This is a genomic window from Exiguobacterium sp. UBA6309, assembly GCF_002439205.1.
Taxonomy (GTDB): domain Bacteria; phylum Bacillota; class Bacilli; order Exiguobacteriales; family Exiguobacteriaceae; genus Exiguobacterium_A.
In genome coordinates, this window is sequence record NZ_DJTL01000018.1 from 1 (window position 1) to 1,396 (window position 1,396).

Below are 1,396 nucleotides of genomic sequence, written 5' to 3' on the forward strand. Positions count from 1 at the left end.
AATCCGAAATGGACCATCGGTATCGTTTGATCCCGTAGATAAAGTTGCCAAAACTCATCGACGAAATCAATCGTCGCCCCGTATAACAAGACAAGACAAAGAATTCGGACGTAGACGCGTCGAAACGAAAAACCGTTTAGCAATGTCTTTAATGAACTCGTCTCTCCGTCTTGTTCTCGCGATGCTTCCTTTAAGAAAAACGTCAGCAGTACTGTTCCGAGCAATACCCACCAGGACACGTGATAGTGCCAAATCAAGTCTACCGATCGCACGGCGTAACTCCCGACGAGTGCCGCAAGTCCAGACGTCAATAAACCACCGATTGAAATCAGTCGCCAGACCGGCTCGAATCGCTCTTCTATCCTTTGCATTCGCAATGTTTCATAGACGTGGGCTTCAAGCGCTCCACTAAGTGCTGCGCCACCGATGCCGGCAAGGACCATCGCCAAGAGGAAGGCAGGTAATGAGTAGGCTTCAAGCAACACTGTAAACGATAACCACTCACATACGAAACCAGCCAGAATGAACGGCTTTCTGCCCCACCGATCGGATAACAAACCGAACGGGACCTCACCAATCAACATCACCCAAGCAAAGACGATTTCTGCGATGACGACGTCGGCAATGCTCATTCCCCGGTCTTCCCAGTAAAAGCGCTCAATCACATAAGCTGGAATGAACGAACTACTAGCTTCGATCAGGATCCAAAGCATGAGTGATCGTCGGACTTAACAAGGCCATCTGCTTCGCCGCATCTCCTCACTTCCTTTCTATTTGATAGTAGTTAATTCCCGTTTTGCAGATGAAACCAACAAAAAAACGCCCTTTGATTAAAAAATCAAAGAACGCTTTTGACATTAACAGTCATCTGCCGATTCCGTGACCGGTACGACGGACTGGACGATCGGTAGTTCGACGATGAACGCGGACCCGACACCTTCTGTTGATTCGACATGAATCATCCCTTCGTGCGAACGAACAATTTCCTGACAAATCGCAAGACCAAGACCGGTACCGCCGATTTTTCGACTATCCGAATTATCGACTCGGTAAAACTTACTAAACAGTTGTGGTAACGCGTGACGCGGAATGCCGATTCCCTCATCTTCGATCTTCAGCTGTACACGATCTTCGACTTGACGCATCGTGATCGTGATTTGACCACCATCCGGTGAATACTTGATTGCATTATTGATCAGGTTCGTGAACAGCTGACGCATTTTTTGTTCGTCAGCATGAATCCGCCCCGTCGTCGTTTCTTCAAAATCAAGGACTAGCTCGTGATCTTTTGCCGAAGCCGTATGGAACTCGACCGTTTCCTGAATGACTTTCGTCAAATCAAGCGGTTTGAAGTCATATTGTTGCTGACTCGATTCCATGCGCTGGACATCGAGGA

General features: G+C 47.9%; 2 protein-coding genes. Both read right to left on the reverse strand.

What is annotated here, in order from left to right:
- Positions 1 to 713 (reverse strand): MFS transporter (locus B3M90_RS05255; RefSeq protein WP_290782857.1); only part of this gene is annotated, 713 nt, incomplete at its 3' end.
- Between the two features lie 144 nt (positions 714 to 857).
- A partial coding sequence (locus B3M90_RS05260; RefSeq protein WP_290782859.1) for a sensor histidine kinase occupies positions 858 to 1,396 on the reverse strand: 539 nt, incomplete at its 5' end.